14 protein-coding genes and 4 tRNA genes are annotated in these 15981 nt (G+C 59.5%); 14 read left to right on the top strand and 4 right to left on the bottom strand.

Features of this window, described 5'->3' with window-relative positions:
- Positions 1-206: 206 nt before the first annotated feature.
- From AX760_RS10020 to AX760_RS10030, 3 genes are all read right to left on the bottom strand, one after another.
- Positions 207-282: transfer RNA gene (locus tag AX760_RS10020), tRNA-Thr, on the bottom strand.
- Positions 283-413: 131 nt separating this feature from the next.
- Positions 414-1142, bottom strand: coding sequence for a YoaK family protein (locus AX760_RS10025; RefSeq protein ID WP_071832748.1), 729 nt, complete (start codon positions 1140-1142; stop codon positions 414-416).
- Positions 1143-1207: 65 nt separating this feature from the next.
- A complete protein-coding gene (locus AX760_RS10030) occupies positions 1208-2155 on the bottom strand; it encodes a LysR family transcriptional regulator (protein ID WP_071832814.1) in 948 nt (315 codons plus the stop codon).
- A gap of 147 nt (positions 2156-2302) precedes the next feature.
- Here AX760_RS10030 and AX760_RS10035 point away from each other — a divergent pair, with 147 nt between their 5' ends.
- Positions 2303-2929: an FMN-dependent NADH-azoreductase gene (locus AX760_RS10035; protein WP_071832749.1), complete on the top strand. Its 627-nt coding sequence runs from the start codon at positions 2303-2305 to the stop codon at positions 2927-2929.
- 206 nt (positions 2930-3135) lie between these two features.
- Complete coding sequence (locus AX760_RS10040; protein WP_071832750.1) at positions 3136-3348, top strand: alkylphosphonate utilization protein; 213 nt, start codon at positions 3136-3138, stop codon at positions 3346-3348.
- Between the two features lie 348 nt (positions 3349-3696).
- On the opposite strand, the gene rlmB is transcribed toward AX760_RS10040, so the two are convergent.
- Complete coding sequence (gene rlmB / locus AX760_RS10045; protein ID WP_071832751.1) at positions 3697-4578, bottom strand: 23S rRNA (guanosine(2251)-2'-O)-methyltransferase RlmB; 882 nt, start codon at positions 4576-4578, stop codon at positions 3697-3699.
- Positions 4579-4796: 218 nt separating this feature from the next.
- Here rlmB and AX760_RS10050 point away from each other — a divergent pair.
- The 12 genes from AX760_RS10050 to rpoB all read left to right on the top strand — a co-directional run bounded on the left by AX760_RS10050 (position 4797) and on the right by rpoB (position 15823).
- A tRNA-Tyr gene (locus AX760_RS10050) sits at positions 4797-4881 on the top strand.
- Between the two features lie 27 nt (positions 4882-4908).
- A tRNA-Gly gene (locus tag AX760_RS10055) sits at positions 4909-4982 on the top strand.
- Positions 4983-5237: 255 nt separating this feature from the next.
- Positions 5238-6413: an elongation factor Tu gene (gene tuf / locus AX760_RS10060; RefSeq protein WP_071832752.1), complete on the top strand. Its 1176-nt coding sequence runs from the start codon at positions 5238-5240 to the stop codon at positions 6411-6413.
- Positions 6414-6641: 228 nt separating this feature from the next.
- Positions 6642-7535, top strand: a complete 894-nt coding sequence (locus tag AX760_RS10065; protein WP_071832753.1) for an NAD-dependent epimerase/dehydratase family protein — start codon at positions 6642-6644, stop codon at positions 7533-7535.
- A 141-nt stretch (positions 7536-7676) separates the two neighbouring features.
- Positions 7677-7752 (top strand) — tRNA-Trp (locus AX760_RS10070).
- A gap of 198 nt (positions 7753-7950) precedes the next feature.
- Positions 7951-8151, top strand: a complete 201-nt coding sequence (gene secE, locus AX760_RS10075; RefSeq protein WP_071832754.1) for a preprotein translocase subunit SecE — start codon at positions 7951-7953, stop codon at positions 8149-8151.
- 16 nt (positions 8152-8167) lie between these two features.
- Positions 8168-8698 (top strand): transcription termination/antitermination protein NusG, encoded by a 531-nt coding sequence (gene nusG / locus AX760_RS10080; RefSeq protein ID WP_071832815.1) that lies wholly within the window; start codon positions 8168-8170, stop codon positions 8696-8698.
- 260 nt (positions 8699-8958) lie between these two features.
- Positions 8959-9390 carry a 50S ribosomal protein L11 gene (gene rplK / locus AX760_RS10085; protein WP_071832755.1) on the top strand — a complete coding sequence of 144 codons (432 nt, stop codon included), beginning with the start codon at positions 8959-8961 and terminating at the stop codon, positions 9388-9390.
- 4 nt (positions 9391-9394) lie between these two features.
- Positions 9395-10093: a 50S ribosomal protein L1 gene (gene rplA, locus AX760_RS10090; RefSeq protein WP_071832756.1), complete on the top strand. Its 699-nt coding sequence runs from the start codon at positions 9395-9397 to the stop codon at positions 10091-10093.
- Between the two features lie 365 nt (positions 10094-10458).
- Complete coding sequence (gene rplJ, locus AX760_RS10095) at positions 10459-10980, top strand: 50S ribosomal protein L10 (protein WP_071832757.1); 522 nt, start codon at positions 10459-10461, stop codon at positions 10978-10980.
- Between the two features lie 60 nt (positions 10981-11040).
- Positions 11041-11415 (top strand): 50S ribosomal protein L7/L12, encoded by a 375-nt coding sequence (gene rplL, locus AX760_RS10100; protein ID WP_071832758.1) that lies wholly within the window; start codon positions 11041-11043, stop codon positions 11413-11415.
- Between the two features lie 262 nt (positions 11416-11677).
- Positions 11678-15823 carry a DNA-directed RNA polymerase subunit beta gene (gene rpoB, locus AX760_RS10105; RefSeq protein WP_071832759.1) on the top strand — a complete coding sequence of 1382 codons (4146 nt, stop codon included), beginning with the start codon at positions 11678-11680 and terminating at the stop codon, positions 15821-15823.
- Positions 15824-15981: the final 158 nt, after the last annotated feature.

The following is a 15981-nucleotide window of genomic DNA, read 5'->3' on the forward strand; positions in this document are numbered from 1 at the left end:
TCACAATACTGGCCGGGGATGCAAAAAAAACACTGTCGATTCAACGTTGGCAATCGTCTTCGGGTGGGGGCTTCAATCTCAGCGCTGACCTTGTCACCAAGAACGGTATGACACGTCATTTTGCCCCCAAACACTATACGAGATGTGCGTGGGAGTAATTTTAGCTTGTTTTCGGGAAAAATTAAGGCCTAAGCCTTGGAATTTAATGGTGCCCCCATCAGGATTCGAACCCGAGACCCCCTGATTACAAATCAGGTGCTCTACCAACTGAGCTATAAGGGCAGCACGCGGAGGGAGTTACCAGATTCTGTTGGCGTGTAAAGCAAAAATCCTCTGTCGCTGCATTTTTCCGATGACCGCCTGCCTTCCGCAAGCCTCTCTCCGGCGATCACAGGCCAGGAAACGGCCTGAGCCTACATGCCCGGCTGGGCGATTTTTCGGGCCGGGACATGAACATGAGCATGGGCCATGCGCCGCTGCAGCCGGGGCGGGATGAAGAAGGCGGCGGCGGCGAGCAGGGCCGAAAGGCTGCAGGTCATCCACAGGGATGCGGCGGCGAAATGGATCTCGAGCAAGGCGCCGCAAACGGCACCTATGGCCATGCCGAGCCAGGGCACGCTCTGGATCAGCCAGCCGGGATGGCGCTGGCCGACCAGCATGCGGCCAAGCCCACGTCCGAATCGCGACAGGCCACCGGTGACATAGGTGAGCCCGATCGGCAGACCCTCGATATGCTCGACCGCGGTGTTGATCACACCCATGGCAAGAATGATCAGATAGAACTGCACGATCGCATGGTCCTGCGCTGTCAACAGCGCAGCGCCGGCGAGCAGCACGGTGACCGCCGTCAGGACCCGGAATGTTCGGCGCGTCGCGCCATGGGCGATGATGATGCCAAGGGCATTGCCGGCCACGAAGACCGCAAGACCACCCAGAAGAAGCGCGGCGTGTCCCAGGTTGCCGCGTGCAAGGGCGACGGCGGCCTGCGTGGTGTTGCCGCTCATGAAGGAAACGAAACTGCCCAGATGCAGCAGACCCACCGCGTCTGTCATCCCCGCGAGAAAGGAGATGCCCGCCACCAGAATTGCGCCTATGGCCGTCCTGCGCCGCCTGACGATACCCCGCCGCCGTTCCCGTGTCATGCTGTCTGTCCCCGTTTGGCCGCTGCCTGTCCGCGGCGCGCTGGCTTTGGTCGTGTGATTACAGCCTATTCGGCGGCGCGCAGCAATGTCGTCTGACGCGGCTCGACCTCCGTGCAGCGCGCCAAAGCATCGGGAAGCGCTTGCGCAAGATGGTCGATGAGGGCGCGCACGGCCGGCAGGATGCCGTGACGGGAGGTGAAGACGAGGTGGACGATCACCTCCTTCGACATCCATTCGGGCAGCACAGGCACCAGCGCGCCGGTCCGGAATCCGCGCTGAACGATATGATGCGGCAGCATGGCAATGCCGATACCGTCGATCGCCGCCTGTTCGATGACGCCGAAATCGCTGCAGCCGATCACAGGCATATGCACAATCTCGCGGCTGCTGCCGTCCTGGTGAAACAGCGACCATGTGTCGGTGGCATGCTGTTCGTTCATCGACAGGGTCGGCAGTCTGCCGAGGGTGTCGATGGTAACCGGCCCAAGGCGCGACAGGAGCTCTGGACTGGCCGCCAGGTGATTTCGCCCGGCACCGAGCTTGCGCACGATCATCTGGTTGTCGGTATCGAGTTCGTCGCGGGCGCGCAGGGCGATGTCGAATCGTTCCTCGACGAGATCAATCCGGCGATTCGTGGTCGTGATTAAAACGCGGATGCCGGGATAGGCGCGATGAAAGGCCGGCATGATATGGGCGATCATCGGCGAAAAGCCGTTCGGGCAGGCGAGCCGCACCAGGCCTGCCGGCTCGCTCTTGGCCGTCGCCACCACCGCTTCAGCGGCTTCCACGCCGGCGAGAATCACCTCGCAGCGCTCGTAGAAGGCCTGGCCGATATCGGTGACGCGCAGCTTCCGGGTCGAGCGTTCCAGAAGCCGGACGTCGAGCTGCTGCTCCAGCCGGGCGACATGTTTGCTGAGCTTGGATTTCGGGATGTTGAGCGCGCGCGCCGCGGCGGAAAAGCCCTTGTGCTTCACCACGGCGGCAAAGAGGGCGAGGTCGTTGAGGTCCTGCACGGCACACTCCATGATGGTCTGTTTTCGGGTTGATTGTTTCTAGCAGGAAACGCCCTGTCGAAAAACTGTTGTCTTATCGGTCGATTGTTTTGGAAACATATGGTGTGCACTGCAAACAAAGACAATCAATCACGAAGGTGCTCCCCAATGAACATCCTGCACATCGACTCCGGCATTCTTGGCGATCACTCCGTCTCGCGCCGCCTGACGGCATCGATCGTCGCCCGGCTGACAGCCGATACCGCATCCGCCACCGTGACGTATCGCGACCTCGTTGCCGCACCGCTCGCCCATCTGAGCGGCGCCCATCTGATGGCTGCCTCGGCCGGCCCGGAAGGCATCGAGGCTTCGCTGGCGTCGGAACTCAATGCCGGAAAGGCTGCCCTTGACGAGTTTCTCAAGGCCGACGTCGTCGTCATTGGCGCGCCCATGTATAATTTCGCCGTCCCGACGCAGCTGAAGACCTGGATCGATCGCGTCGTGGTGGCCGGAACGACGTTCCGCTACACCGAGACCGGTGTCGAGGGCCTTGCCAAGGGCAAGAAGGTCATCGTCGCATCGACCCGCGGCGGCCATTATTCCGGTGCCTCGCCAATGAGTGCCATGGATCATCAGGAAGCCTATCTCTCGACTGTCTTCGGCTTTATCGGCATCAACGACATCGAATTCATCCGCGCCGAGGGGCTTGCCATGGGCGATGAGGCCAAGCAGTCGGCGATCGCCGGCGCCGAAAAGGCCATTGCTGACCATGACGGGTTCGCCACGGCTGCCTGATATCTCGTTCTACCCTCCCAAAAGCCGGGCATTCTCTGTGAACCGCCCCAGAAGGTTGATCTCCAGCTTTCGGGGTCGGTTTACGTGATGCCCGGCTTTTGCCGTTTCGGTGACGCTAGACGAAGTCTGTGCGAGCGGCTAAAGCCTGCGGCTATAAAACAGGCGTCCACGTCAAGCGATGTGCCCGGCCGCAAGGGAGATTGAAAATGGACGTCAAGGACAGCAACGGCACGATCCTGAAGGAAGGCGACAACGTCACGCTGATCAAGGACCTCAAGGTCAAGGGCACGTCCGAGACCCTGAAGCGGGGAACCGTGATCAAGGGCATTCACCTGACGGACGAACCGGACGAAGTCGAATGCCGCCACGCCAAGATCAAGGGCCTGGTGCTGCGCACAGAATTCCTCAAGAAGGCCTGATGGAATAAAGCGTCGGACCGGAGATGCGGGCTTCGTCAAAGTCCGCGTTGGCACCATACGTCCGCTCTGCAGACGGGGCCGCCATCCTCTTTCCGGCGCCTGTCCCGCCTGGCGACCATCGCGCCGACAAACAGTCACGCGTCGCCGCTAGAGGCGCGTTGCACCCGCAACATGCGTGACGGATCGGATCATGAATTCGGGGAAACAGTCGGCATGCGTGCCGGCGATATGTCCTCTCTCGCCCGGTGCGAGATGGCGCTGAACGTCACGACCCTGCTGCGTCTGGAGGATGGCTGCCCGACGGCGGCATTGAGCCGGAGCCGGACAGCCGTCCCGAACGGATCGATCTCAGCCCTTGGCCAGATGCGCACGCGCTGCATACATGGCGATCGCTGCGGCGTTCGAAACATTCAGCGACTTGATGGCGCCCGGCATGTCGAGGCGCGCCAGCGCCATCACCGTCGACCGGGTTTTCTGGCGAAGGCCCTTGCCCTCGGCGCCGAGGACGAGCGCGATCTTCTGGCCGGACAGTGTCGTTTCCAGCGGTGCGGGGCCTTCCGAATCAAGGCCGATCGAGGTGAAGCCGAGCTTGTGCAGTTCCTCGAGGGCATCGGCGAGATTGGTGATCTGGATATAGGGGATCATTTCCAGCGCGCCGGAGGCGGACTTCGCCAAAACGCCGGATTCCGTCGGGCTGTGGCGCATGGTGGTGATCAGGGCGCCGGCATTGAAGGCGACCGCCGAGCGCATGATCGCGCCGACATTGTGTGGATCGGTAATCTGGTCGAGCACCAGGATCAGCGGGCTGTCCGTCAGCGCCGAAAGCCGGCGGACGGGCAGGGGCCGGGTTTCCAGCATGACGCCCTGGTGGATGGCATCCGGGCCAAGAATCTTGTCGAGATCCTGCGGGGAAACGATCTCAACCGGAAATTCCAGTGCCTCGACGGGACCGATCTCCAGGCGCACCAGTGCATTCTGGGTCAGCGACAGTTTGATGATCTGCCGCTCCTTGTTGTCGAGCGCCGCACGCACCGTGTGCACGCCGTACAGCAGCACCTGGTCTGGCGCCAGTTGCGGCGCCGTCCAGTCGCCGGCTGCAGTCTTCTTGCGCCGCTCCTGCACGGGCGTCGGGATTTCGCCGCGCTCGCGCTTTGCATCGCGATGGGCGCGGCGCAGCGTGGCGTAATGGGTGTCTCTGGGGCTCTTGTCGCCGGGATTATCTTTGCTCATAGCTGCCTTATACTGAGGAAGGTGTCGCCTTGGAACCGTTTTTCGCGAAATCCGCGGCGTCTGTTGTTTGTGGCGGATTTATCAATTTTTTCTGACCCATCGTGTTGACAGGATGAAACGGGCCGGTCATATACCCGGCGCAGATTGAAGGGGCGACTTGCTCCGGCCGGAACCGCTTTGATCTGACAAGCTTGGTCGCTTGATCCCGACGGAATAATGGAGGGATGCCCGAGTGGTTAAAGGGGACGGACTGTAAATCCGTTGGCTCAGCCTACGTTGGTTCAAATCCAACTCCCTCCACCATTCTGTCACAGGATCGATGACCGTACCGCGGGTATAGCTCAATGGTAGAGCAGCAGCCTTCCAAGCTGAATACGCGGGTTCGATTCCCGCTACCCGCTCCAGCACATCACTTTTAAATTTTCGAATCATCGTTGAAGAAACCGCTTCAAGCTTTTGAATTGCGGGGCTTTTTCGATTCGCGGATTTCGGGGGTGGATTTGCATTTTACAGACCCCATATAGCGGACATGAAAAGGCCGGTCGTCGCGCGCGGGACAGGATATTTATGTCTTGCGCAATTCCTCCGAAACCCTTAAACGCCTCCCCAAACCGGCGACGCCGGATGATCCCATCTATTGATCACAGGATACGCACCCCATGGCAAAGAGCAAATTTGAGCGCAACAAGCCGCACGTCAACATTGGCACGATTGGCCACGTCGACCATGGCAAGACGTCGCTGACGGCAGCGATCACGAAGTATTTCGGCGAATACAAGGCGTATGACCAGATCGACGCTGCCCCGGAAGAAAAGGCGCGCGGCATCACCATCTCGACGGCGCACGTCGAATACGAGACGGCTGCCCGTCACTACGCCCACGTTGACTGCCCCGGCCACGCCGACTACGTCAAGAACATGATCACCGGTGCAGCGCAGATGGACGGCGCGATCCTGGTTTGCTCGGCAGCCGACGGCCCGATGCCGCAGACCCGCGAGCACATCCTGCTCGCCCGTCAGGTCGGCGTTCCCGCGATCGTCGTGTTCCTGAACAAGGTTGACCAGGTTGACGACGCCGAACTTCTCGAGCTCGTCGAGCTGGAAGTGCGCGAACTCCTGTCGATGTACGATTTCCCGGGCGACGACATCCCGATCGTCAAGGGGTCGGCTCTGGCCGCGCTTGAAGATTCGGACAAGAAGATCGGCGAAGACGCCATCCGCGAGCTGATGGCTGCTGTCGACGCCTACATCCCGACGCCTGAGCGTCCGATCAACCTGCCGTTCCTGCTTCCGATCGAAGACGTGTTCTCGATCTCGGGCCGTGGTACGGTTGTGACCGGTCGCGTTGAGCGCGGCATCGTCAAGGTTGGTGAAGAAGTCGAAATCGTCGGCATCCGCGCCACCACCAAGACGACGGTGACCGGCGTTGAAATGTTCCGCAAGCTGCTCGACCAGGGCCAGGCCGGCGACAACATCGGCGCGCTGATCCGCGGCGTCACCCGTGACGGCGTCGAGCGTGGCCAGATCCTGTGCAAGCCGGGTTCGGTCAAGCCGCACAAGAAGTTCATGGCTGAAGCCTACATCCTGACGAAGGAAGAGGGCGGTCGTCACACACCGTTCTTCACCAACTATCGTCCGCAGTTCTACTTCCGCACGACGGACGTGACCGGCATCGTGTCGCTTCCGGAAGGCACGGAAATGGTCATGCCTGGCGATAACGTCACGGTCGCCGTCGAGCTGATCGTTCCGATCGCGATGGAAGAAAAGCTGCGCTTCGCGATCCGCGAAGGCGGCCGTACCGTCGGCGCCGGCATCGTCGCCTCGATCGTCGAGTAATCGACGGGCGACGGTGGTCGTCGGAAACGATTGAATGTTCAAGGCCTCGCTGGTAACGGCGGGGCTTTTTTATGCGTGCTCGGATCTCGACACGGGACGGGCGCGGACGCAAACGACATTGCTGTGTGAAAAGATCGCTTTACAGGCGAAACCGCCCTTGCCGTGGTCTCCGGCGGACCCATATCGTCGCAGACACCGACAAGGGAATGACAAGTGGGAGAGAACGGCATGAAGAAGCGGATATTGTTCACCGGCGGGTCTGGCAAAGCCGGGCGCCACGCTGTGCCCTATCTCGTCGAGGCTGGTTACGAGGTGCACAACATCGATCTGGTGCCGCTCGAGAGCCCTGGTGTCACCAATCTGATCGCGGATATCACCGATAGTGGTCAGGTGTTCAACGCCCTGTCGATGCACCGCGATTTTCCGGATCTCGAAGACGGGCAGGGGCCGAAGGTTTTTGACGCGGTCGTGCATTTTGCCGCCGTTCCGCGCATCCTGATCAAGCCGGACAACGAGACCTTCCGCATCAACACGATGGGTACTTACAATGTCATCGAGGCGGCGGTGAAGCTCGGCATCCGCAAGATCGTCGTCGCCTCCAGCGAGACGACCTATGGCGTCTGCTTCGCCGAAGGGCACAGGGATTTTCACCAGTTCCCGCTCGACGAGGATTATGACGTCCATCCTATGGACAGCTACGGCCTGTCAAAGGTCGTGAACGAGAAGACGGCGCGCGCCTTTGCGGAGCGCAGCGGTTTCGACATTTATGCGCTGCGAATCGGCAACGTCATCGAGCCGCATGAATATGAGCGTTTCCCGCATTATTTTGCCAATCCAGAGATCCGCAAGCGCATTGCCTGGAGCTATATTGATGCGCGCGATCTCGGCCAGATCGTCGGGCTCTGCATCGAGAAGGATGGTCTCGGCTATCAGGTCTTCAATGCGACGAATGATACCGTCTCCGCCGATACGCCCACCCGTGCCCTGGCAGCCCGCTATTTCCCCAATGTGCCGTTCACGCGCGAGATCGGTGAATTCGAGGGGCTGCTGTCGAACCGCAAGATCCGGGAGGTTCTCGGTTTCCGCGAGCAGCATGACTGGCGCAAATACGTGCCACGCTGAGCGGCGAGCGGAGGGGCAAGAAAAAAGAGCGCAGGAAAGTGCGCTTTTCCACCGAAGACGCTTGTCAGCGCGCCGCAAACTGCCTATTAAGCCGCTGACTTGAAACGCGGCGGCTTGAAAGAGGCGCCGGTGTTTCGGTAAAGGGGCATAGCTCAGTTGGTAGAGCGGCGGTCTCCAAAACCGCAGGTCGTCGGTTCGAGCCCGGCTGCCCCTGCCATTTTCTCGAAGTGCATGGTGATCATGTCTTGTGGAAATGAAGGACGGAAATGCATCTGATCGTTTCCGTGTAATTTTGCAAAAGCATCGATGACCTCTTGTGGTTTTGAGAATCGGTGGTTATGTAAGGGTTCAAACAGACACGCGGCGCGTGGGGCTGAAACGTCAGCTTTACGGGCCGTAATGGCGTGGGCATTCAATGGCATCCAAGACAAATCCATTTACGTTTCTGCAGCAGGTACGGGCTGAAACGGCGAAAGTGACCTGGCCGTCGCGGCGCGAGACGATGATCTCGACCCTGATGGTTTTCGTCATGGTCTTTTTCGCGGCCGTTTTCTTTTTTGCTGCGGACCAACTTCTGGGCTGGCTGATTGGCCTCGTCCTGAATGTTGGCATTTGAACGGTTGGGGATGAATATGGCAGCGCGTTGGTACATCGTTCACGCCTACTCGAATTTCGAGAAGAAGGTCGCTGAATCGATCGAGGAAAAGGCACGGCAGAAGGGTTTGAGCCACCTTTTTGAACAGATCCTGGTTCCGACCGAGAAGGTTGTCGAAGTTCGCCGCGGCCGCAAGGTCGATGCGGAGCGCAAGTTTTTCCCCGGCTATGTCATGGTTCGGGCCAACTTGACGGACGAAGCCTACCACCTGATCAAGAACACACCGAAGGTGACCGGCTTCCTCGGTTCCGACAACAGGCCTGTTCCGATTCCCGATTCCGAGGCTGATCGTATTCTCGGCCAGGTTCAGGATGGCGTGGATCGCCCGAAGCCCTCGATTTCCTTCGAGGTTGGCGAGCAGGTTCGTGTTTCCGATGGCCCGTTTGCCTCGTTCAACGGGATCGTCCAGGATGTCGACGAAGAGCGTTCGCGCCTCAAGGTCGAAGTTTCGATCTTTGGTCGCGCTACGCCGGTCGAGCTCGAATACGCACAGGTCGAGAAGGTCTGACAAGATTTGCGTGCGGGCCGGGGTTTTCTCCGGTCGTGCGCTTTTGAAGAATTTGCCGGTTTTTATAAGCCGGCAAGCGGCGGAGTGATCCGCCATTCGCGTGGGAGGTTGGCGATCTTAGCCGGAACGCCGGGCCGCACCACGCAACCGCAGCCGCCATTTCCGGAGAGGTAATGGCATGAACGACCGGGCAACCGGTCATGATGTCGAGAACAGGTCGCTTAGGCGATGGTTCGCGATAAAGACAAAGGCAGAGAGAAATGGCTAAGAAAGTTGCAGGCCACCTCAAGCTCCAGGTCAAGGCAGGATCGGCAAACCCGTCCCCGCCAATCGGCCCGGCGCTTGGTCAGCGTGGCGTAAACATCATGGAATTCTGCAAGGCGTTCAATGCCGCCACGCAGGAAATGGAAAAGGGCATGCCGATCCCGGTCGTCATCACCTATTACCAGGACAAGTCCTTCACCTTCATCATGAAGCAGCCGCCAGTCAGCTACTTCCTGAAGAAGGAAGCGAAGTTGACGGCTGGTTCCAAGACGCCTGGCAAGGGCCCGAAGGTCGGTACGCTGACCCAGGAGCAGATCCGCAAGATCGCTGAAGCCAAGATGAAGGATCTCAACGCGGCAAACGTTGAAGGCGCAATGGCGATGGTTGAGGGCTCTGCCCGCTCCATGGGCCTGGAAGTGGTGGGCTGAGACCATGGCAAAGATTGCAAAGCGCGTACAGAAGACCCGTGAGGGCATCGATCCGACGAAGCTCGTCGCCCTGACAGAAGCGATTTCGCTGGTCAAGGAACGGGCAATCGCCAAGTTCGACGAAACCATCGAAGTCTCGATGAACCTTGGCGTTGATCCGCGCCACGCCGACCAGATGGTCCGTGGTGTTGTCAATCTGCCGAACGGCACTGGCCGTACGGTTCGCGTCGCTGTTTTCGCCCGTGGTGCCAAGGCTGATGAAGCCCGCGCTGCAGGCGCCGACATCGTTGGTGCAGAAGATCTGGTCGAAATCGTCCAGGGCGGCAAGATCGATTTCGATCGTTGCATCGCGACCCCGGACATGATGCCGCTCGTCGGCCGTCTCGGCAAGGTCCTCGGCCCGCGTGGCATGATGCCGAACCCGAAGGTCGGAACGGTCACCATGGACGTTGCCGGAGCCGTCAAGGCATCCAAGGGCGGCGCCGTCGAGTTCCGCGTCGAGAAGGCTGGCATCGTCCATGCCGGCATCGGCAAGGCTTCGTTCGATGCTGTTGCTCTTGAAGAAAACATCCGCGCTTTCGCAGATGCGGTCATCAAGGCAAAGCCGGCTGGTGCCAAGGGCAACTACGTCAAGCGCGTAGCGATTTCCTCGACCATGGGCCCGGGCGTCAAGATCGACCCTTCGAGCGTCACGGCCGCTTAATATTTCATCCGGGCTTTGCGCCCGGTGACGGACATGGCCGCAAGCGACCGTGTCCAGACAAAGATTTCCGGTCCTTCGGGGCCGGAAATTTCCGGCGTCAAACCCGGAACTCCTGTCCGAGACTGCAGGTGGTTTTCCCTTAATCACTTCGCCTGCATGAGACGGTTAAGACCCAGATTTCGCAAACACGCTGAGGCGTGGGAGTTTGGTTCGAACCTCGGCTTGCCTTGTGCCTGGTCCGGTCAACGGAACTGCGCAGGGGACAGGATCCTCGAGCGTCGCTTGGGATCATTCTTTGGTCCTCGAGCGGCAAAGGCAAACCGACAGGTCCGCGATTTTGCGGTCCTGTCAACTGGAGATAGGCAGTGGAAAGAGCGGAAAAACGCGAATTCGTCACGGAACTGAACGAGGTCTTCAAGGCTTCGGGTTCGGTTGTCGTGGCCCACTATGCCGGTGTCACAGTCGCTCAGATGAACGATTTCCGTTCGAAGATGCGCGCTGCTGGCGGCACCGTCAAAGTCGCGAAGAACCGTCTGGCCAAGATCGCCCTTCAGGGTACGGAGTCGGAAGGGATCGTTGATCTCTTCAAGGGACAGACGCTGATTGCATACAGCTCTGACCCCATCACGGCTCCGAAGGTTACCATGGAATTCGCCAAGACCAACGACAAGGTCGTTATTCTCGGTGGCGCCATGGGAGCAACCGCGCTCAATGCGGAAGCAGTCAAGTCGCTTGCGACCCTGCCTTCGCTGGACGAGCTGCGTGCAAAGCTGCTGGGCATGATTCAGACCCCGGCACAGCGCATCGCATCGGTTGTTGCAGCACCGGCAAGCCAGCTTGCCCGCGTGTTCGCAGCCTACGCCAAGAAGGACGAAGAAGCCGCATAAGGCGGTTTTTCGCTGTAAATTTTCAACCAAGTTCGAACCAAGTATCAAAGGAACTATCACATGGCTGATCTCTCAAAGATCGTTGAAGACCTGTCCGCTCTGACCGTCCTGGAAGCTGCTGAGCTTTCCAAGATGCTCGAAGAAAAGTGGGGCGTTTCGGCTGCTGCTCCTGTAGCTGCTGCTGCTGGCGGCGCTGCTGTTGCTGCTGTCGTTGAAGAAGAAAAGACCGAGTTCGACGTCATGCTCATGGAAGCTGGCGCCAACAAGATCAACGTCATCAAGGAAGTCCGCGCAATCACGGGCCTCGGCCTGAAGGAAGCCAAGGACCTCGTTGAAGCCGCTCCGAAGGCTGTCAAGGAAGGCGTTTCCAAGGCTGAAGCTGCCGACCTCAAGAAGAAGCTCGAAGATGCCGGCGCCAAGGTTGACGTCAAGTAATCTTGCTTTCTGCAAGGGGAGGTGGCCCGAAAGGGCCGCCTCTCTTTGACCGCTTTCTGAACCTATTACCCAAAGGCCCGTAAAAAGGCTTTTGGGTAATGAGTTCTTCAAGAGGATAGTCCCGTTCCAGGAAGACGACAGCAATCCGCGCTGTGTGTTTTTGGACGTTGGACGAGATTGAACCACTCATTGATTGACGGGATCGACTGGCCATCGGTTCCCGTCCGTTGCAGGCCCGGATGCAAAATTTGAAGGAGCGACGATGGCTCAGACCCTTTCATTCAATGGTCGTAGGCGCGTACGCAAAGTTTTTGGTAAAATTCCCGAAGTCGCAGAAATGCCGAACCTCATCGAGGTTCAGAAGGCGTCCTACGACCAGTTCCTCATGGTGGACGAACCGCAGGGCGGTCGTCCGGATGAGGGTCTCCAGTCTGTTTTCAAGTCCGTTTTCCCGATCACCGATTTCTCCGGCGCATCGATGCTCGAATTCGTATCCTACGAGTTCGAACAGCCGAAGTTCGACGTTGAGGAATGCCGTCAGCGCGATCTGACTTACGCAGCGCCGCTGAAAGTGACGCTGCGCCTCATCGTGTTTGATATTGATGAGGATACGGGCGCCAAGTCCGTCAAGGACATCAAGGAACAGAACGTCTACATGGGCGACATGCCGCTCATGACCAACAATGGTACGTTCATCGTCAACGGCACCGAACGCGTCATCGTTTCCCAGATGCACCGTTCGCCGGGCGTGTTCTTCGACCACGACAAGGGCAAGAGCCATTCCTCGGGCAAGCTTCTGTTTGCGGCCCGCGTCATTCCCTATCGCGGTTCCTGGCTCGATATTGAATTCGACGCCAAGGACATCGTGCACGCCCGTATCGACCGTCGCCGCAAGATTCCGGTCACGTCGCTTTTGATGGCGCTCGGCATGGATGGCGAGGAAATCCTCGACACCTTCTACACCAAGTCGCTCTACCAGCGCGACGGCAAGAGCTGGCGGATCCCGTTCCAGCCCGACGCGCTGCGCGGCCAGAAGGCTCTCTCCGACCTGATCGACGCCGATACCGGCGAAGTCGTGGTCGAATCGGGCAAGAAGCTGACGCCGCGCCTGCTCAAGCAGCTGACGGAAAAGGGCCTGAAGGCCATCAAGGCGATGGACGACGATCTCTATGGCAATTATCTTGCCGAAGACCTGGTCAACGTCCAGACCGGTGAAATCTTCCTCGAAGCCGGCGACGAGATCGACGAGAAGACGCTCGGCGTCATCATGGCCTCGGGCTTTGAAGAAATCCCGGTTCTCGACATCGACCACATCAATATCGGTGCCTATATCCGCAACACGCTGACCGCTGACAAGAACGAGAACCGCCAGGACGCGCTGTTCGACATCTACCGCGTCATGCGTCCGGGTGAGCCGCCGACCATGGATTCGGCCGAAGCCATGTTCAACACGCTGTTCTTCGATTCGGAGCGTTACGATCTCTCCGCCGTGGGCCGCGTCAAGATGAACATGCGCCTCGACCTCGACGCCGCCGATACTGTGCGTATCCTGCGCAAGGAAGACATCCTGGCCGTGGTCCGGATGCTCGTTGAGCTGCGTGACGGCAAGGGCGAGATCGACGACATCGACAACCTCGGCAACCGCCGCGTTCGCTCCGTCGGCGAATTGATGGAAAACCAGTACCGTCTTGGCCTGCTCCGCATGGAGCGCGCGATCAAGGAACGCATGTCGTCGATCGAAATCGACACCGTAATGCCGCAGGACCTGATCAACGCCAAGCCGGCTGCTGCTGCCGTTCGCGAATTCTTCGGATCCTCGCAGCTGTCGCAGTTCATGGACCAGGTCAATCCGCTGTCGGAAATCACCCACAAGCGCCGTCTTTCGGCCCTTGGACCGGGTGGTCTGACGCGCGAACGCGCAGGCTTTGAAGTCCGCGACGTTCACCCGACCCATTACGGCCGTATCTGCCCGATCGAAACGCCTGAAGGCCCGAACATCGGTCTGATCAACTCGCTGGCAACCTTTGCCCGCGTCAACAAGTACGGCTTCATCGAAAGCCCTTACCGCAAGATCATTGACGGTAAGGTAACGAGCGATGTCGTCTATCTGTCGGCGATGGAAGAAGCCAAGTACCACGTGGCCCAGGCCAACTCGGTCCTCGACGACAGTGGTTCGTTCTCGGAAGAGTTCGTCGTTTGCCGTCATGCCGGCGACGTCATGCTCGCTCCGCGCGATGTCGTGAACCTTATGGACGTATCGCCGCGCCAGCTCGTGTCTGTCGCCGCCGCGCTCATTCCGTTCCTTGAAAACGATGACGCCAACCGCGCGCTCATGGGTTCGAACATGCAGCGTCAGGCTGTGCCTCTGCTGCGTGCCGAAGCGCCGTTCGTCGGCACCGGCATGGAGCCGATCGTGGCCCGCGATTCCGGAGCCGCGATTGCTGCCCGTCGTGGCGGCGTGGTCGACCAGGTCGACGCGACGCGTATCGTTATCCGTGCGACGGAAGATCTCCAGGCCGGCAAGTCCGGCGTCGATATCTACCGCCTGCAGAAGTTCCAGCGTTCCAACCAGAACACCTGCGTCAACCAGCGTCCGCTGGTTACCGTCGGTGACATTCTGAACAAGGGCGACATCATCGCGGACGGTCCGTCGACCGATCTGGGCGATCTCGCACTTGGCCGCAACGCGCTCGTCGCGTTCATGCCCTGGAACGGCTACAACTACGAAGACTCGATCCTGCTGTCCGAGCGCATCGTCCGCGACGACGTGTTCACCTCCATCCACATCGAGGAATTCGAAGTGATGGCGCGCGACACCAAGCTGGGTCCGGAAGAAATCACGCGTGATATTCCGAACGTTTCGGAAGAAGCGCTGAAGAACCTCGATGAAGCCGGTATCGTCTACATCGGTGCAGAAGTGCAGCCGGGCGACATTCTGGTTGGCAAGATCACGCCGAAGGGCGAAAGCCCGATGACGCCGGAAGAAAAGCTTCTGCGCGCCATCTTCGGCGAAAAGGCCTCCGACGTCCGCGACACGTCCATGCGCATGCCTCCGGGCACGTTTGGAACGATCGTCGAAGTCCGCGTTTTCAACCGCCACGGCGTTGAAAAGGACGAACGTGCGATGGCGATCGAGCGGGAAGAGATCGAACGTCTCGCAAAGGACCGCGACGACGAACAGGCGATCCTCGACCGCAACGTCTATTCGCGACTGCTCGACATGCTGCGCGGCCATGTGGCCGTTGCCGGCCCGAAGAGCTTCAAGAAGGGCACTGAACTTTCGAACGCCATCATCTCCGAATATCCCCGCTCGCAGTGGTGGATGTTTGCGACGGAAGACGAAAAAGTTCAGGGCGAGATCGAAGCCCTGCGTGGTCAGTACGACGAATCCAAGTCGCTGCTCGAGCACCGCTTCATGGACAAGGTCGAAAAGGTCCAGCGCGGCGACGAAATGCCTCCGGGCGTCATGAAGATGGTCAAGGTTTTTGTTGCTGTGAAGCGCAAGATCCAGCCAGGCGACAAGATGGCCGGCCGTCATGGCAACAAGGGTGTGGTTTCGCGCATCGTGCCGATCGAAGACATGCCGTTCCTGGAAGACGGTACGCATGTCGACGTGGTTCTGAACCCGCTGGGCGTGCCATCGCGCATGAACGTCGGCCAGATCCTCGAGACGCACTTGGGCTGGGCTTGCGCCGGTATGGGCAAGAAGATCGGTGCCATGCTTGATGCGTATAAGGCGGGCGCTGATATTCAGCCGCTGCGCGATACCATCGACAGCGTCATCGGATCCGGTCCGAAGGGCGAGCCGATCAAGCAGTATGACGATGAATCGATCGTCCGTCTGGCCGAGCAGACACGCCGTGGCGTGTCGATCGCAACGCCGGTCTTCGACGGTGCAGTCGAAGCCGACGTCAACATCATGCTCGAGCAGGCTGGCCTCAACGTCACCGGCCAGTCGACACTGTTCGACGGTCGTACCGGTGAACAGTTCGACCGCCAGGTGACCGTCGGCTACATCTACATGCTGAAACTGAACCACCTTGTGGATGACAAGATCCACGCCCGTTCGATCGGTCCTTACTCGCTCGTCACCCAGCAGCCGCTTGGTGGTAAGGCGCAGTTCGGCGGTCAGCGCTTCGGGGAAATGGAAGTCTGGGCGCTCGAAGCCTACGGCGCCGCCTACACCCTGCAGGAAATGCTGACGGTCAAGTCCGACGACGTGGCTGGCCGCACCAAGGTCTACGAGGCGATCGTCCGAGGCGACGATACCTTCGAGGCCGGCATTCCCGAGAGCTTCAACGTTCTCGTCAAGGAAATGCGGTCGCTGGGTCTCAGCGTCGAACTGGAGAATTCCAAGCTCGACGAACTCAATGCTGCCAATCAGCAGCTGCCGGACGCGGCCGAGTAAAAACATCAAGGTGCGTGCCGCTCGTGAAGTGGCGCGCACCCTTTCCACCCGGTTCCGCGTAAATGGGACAGGGCAGGGAATGCGGCCGCATTTTATGCGGTCATATCCGTTTCAAGCAGGGGCCGGCGCCCGGGATTTGCCGGCATCCCTGCCAAAGC

This window comes from Pararhizobium antarcticum (genome assembly GCF_001885585.1).
In the GTDB taxonomy this organism is placed as follows: domain Bacteria; phylum Pseudomonadota; class Alphaproteobacteria; order Rhizobiales; family Rhizobiaceae; genus Pararhizobium; species Pararhizobium antarcticum.